This is a genomic window from Kitasatospora sp. NPDC056783, from assembly GCF_042789895.1.
Classification (GTDB): Bacteria; Actinomycetota; Actinomycetes; order Streptomycetales; family Streptomycetaceae; genus Kitasatospora.
In genome coordinates, this window is the sequence record NZ_JBHUAF010000641.1 from 1 (window position 1) to 2,392 (window position 2,392).

General features: G+C 66.5%; 2 protein-coding genes and 1 pseudogene. 1 reads left to right on the forward strand and 2 read right to left on the reverse strand.

Annotation, left to right across the window (positions count from 1 at the left end; translation table 11 throughout):
- Nucleotides 1–178 precede the first annotated feature (178 nt).
- Nucleotides 179–1,405 carry a reverse transcriptase domain-containing protein gene (locus tag ACFRMQ_RS40155; RefSeq protein ID WP_380735853.1) on the reverse strand — a complete coding sequence of 409 codons (1,227 nt, stop codon included), beginning with the start codon at nt 1,403–1,405 and terminating at the stop codon, nt 179–181.
- Between ACFRMQ_RS40155 and ACFRMQ_RS40160 the strand changes: the two are divergent.
- Nucleotides 1,362–1,478 (forward strand): annotated as a pseudogene (locus ACFRMQ_RS40160) (transposase); the annotation flags it as partial. The gene ACFRMQ_RS40155 and the pseudogene ACFRMQ_RS40160 sit on opposite strands and share 44 nt — an antisense overlap.
- A gap of 143 nt (nt 1,479–1,621) precedes the next feature.
- Here ACFRMQ_RS40160 and ACFRMQ_RS40165 read toward each other — a convergent pair.
- Entirely contained in the window at nt 1,622–2,290 is a 669-nt protein-coding gene (locus tag ACFRMQ_RS40165) for a hypothetical protein (RefSeq protein ID WP_380735854.1), read from the reverse strand.
- Between the last annotated feature and the right edge of the window lie 102 nt (nt 2,291–2,392).

Below are 2,392 nucleotides of genomic sequence, written 5' to 3' on the forward strand. Positions count from 1 at the left end.
GGCGAGGACGGCCAGGGCGAGCATGGCGAGGGTGATGTGGCGATGCCACGAGGTGAAGTGCCGGACCTGGTAGTGGTCGAGTCCGACCTGGCCCTTGGCCGCCTGGTCGGGTAGCGGGGACGCATTGCTGCGTCCCCGCCCCCTCAGAACCGTGCGGGCCCGTTTCCGAGCACACGGCTCAAGCAAGCCCTGTGGGCTCGCAGGCTGGCAGAGTTGCTGGCCTGTGTTTGCGACGTCGTTCGGTCCAGTAGTCGGTGAGGGCGGGATCGTCCACCGATGCGCTGCCCTTGACCATGTGGTGCCGGACGATCTTCGTCCAGGAGAATTTGGCGAGGTAGCGGCCGCTGTCGCGGTCACCGAAGACCCACCGGTCTCGCCTGGCCTTGTTGAACATGCCGAAGTAGCGGGCGGTGACCCAGTGCTTCGACTTGTTCGGGTGCGTGTGGGTCGCCCACTTGTAGAGGAGCTTCCACATATAGGCGTCCAGCGCCTGGAACACGCGACTGGACACCCCGCTCCGGTAGTAGGCCGCCCAGCCCCGGATGATCGGGTTGAGCTTGTGGATCACCGCCTCGGCATTGGCCCCTCGCAGGGCGTGAACCTCAGCGGCCAGCCTCTTCCGGATTCGTCGCACGGCTGCCTTGCTCGGCTTGATCAGCAGCACTGTCCCGCCGCGGTAGCGGCGGATGTTGAAGCCCAGGAAGTCGCAGCCTTCGTCGAGGTGGACAATGCTCGTCTTGTCCTCGTTGAAGACCAGCCCCCTGGGGTTCAACCAGGTGCCCAGTCGCGTCTGGATCTGCTCGGCCTCGGCCTTTGAGCGGGCGAAGGCGAGCAGGTCGTCGGCGTATCTGATCAGGACCGGGGAGCCCGGAAAGGTCTCACCGGCGTGCGTTCCGCCGGTGTAGTAGCGGACTCCGGCAGCCGTCTCCATCCCGTGGAGGGCGATGTTGAGCAGGAGGGGACTGATCACGCCGCCTTGGGGAGTTCCCTCCTCGGTGGCGGTGAAGCACTCCTTCTCGATGACCCCGGCCTTCAGCCAGCGGGCGATCATCCCCCTTGCGGGGAAGGACCCGAGCATCTCGATGAGGTGACCGTGATCGATGCGGTCGAATGCCGCCGCCAGGTCCGCATCCAGGACCCACTGCCGCTTCGGGTTCTTCCCGTGCGCGACATTGAAGATCGCTTGGATCGCGTCCTGGCAGCCCCTGCCCGGCCGGAACCCGTAGGACTTGGGTTCGAACCGGGAGGTTTCCCCCGGAACGTGGACACCCTGGACACTTGGATCGTGATGATCCGGAGAACAGGAGTTCCCGTTGGGGACGTATAAGTACTCGGCTGAGTTCCGGGCCGATGCTGTCGCACTGTACCGCTCCAGCCCGGGGCGGACCGTCGCGTCGGTGGCCAAGGACCTGGGCGTGAACCACGAGACCCTGCGCCAGTGGATCAAGACCGCCGAGACGGCGGAACAGCCCACCCGGCCGGAACCCGCCGCGGATGCGGCCAAGGACGCCGAGATCGCCCGTCTGCGCAAGCAGGTCCGGGAGCTGGAGCTGGAGCGCGAGATCCTGCGCCGGGCGGCCAAGTGTTTCGCGGGCGAGACCAACTGGTGAGGACTCGTAAGTTAACTACTGCCTGATTTGATGTTGCTTTCGTGGTCGGCGATCGCGTTCTGGAGGGCGTCGATCGTGCGGGGTGGATGGGTCCGTCTGGGAGAGGCCAGGGCGGCGGCGATGCCCGGGCTGGCGAAGGCGAGCAATGGCTTGGTGCGGTGTGCGTGGTAGTTCAAGCTCGTGGGTACTCGACCGAGCAGTTGCGCGGCCAGGGTCAGGGTGACGGTGTTGCGATGGTGCAGGACGGCGACCAGCACGCGGTGGCGGTGGTCGAGGTAGCCGACCCCGGGGTTGTATCCGCGCCGGTTGATGCCCTTCCTCTTCTCCCGCTCGGCCTCGGCCAGGATCCGGCGGCAGGGCTCGAGTTCCTGCACGAGCTGGTCGAACTGCTCGCGGGACATGCCGGTCAGGGCCGGATGGGTGAGCAGGAAGGTGGCCTCGACCGGGATCGGGGGTGCCTTCGCCTGTTCCTGCTCGACCGGCGGTTCCTGTCCGGGGTCGTGCGGGGCGATGGTGTAGTTCCACTCCCCGTGGAAGTCATCGCGCTCGACACGCTGAAGGAGCGCCACGCGCTCGGCTTTGGTGAGCGTCCGGCCGGTGGGGTACTCGTTCTCGTCGAGGACGGCCTGGACGGTCAGTCCGGTGCTGGTGCGGGTGGCCGAGATGGTCTGCAGCAGCACTTCGTAGCTAGTGCCGCATCAGACAACGTTCGCCCTCTTGTGACCAGGCGCCCGGGTGCTGCGGCTGGCGGCTCCGGGCGGTCAGAATGATCACGTGGCTGA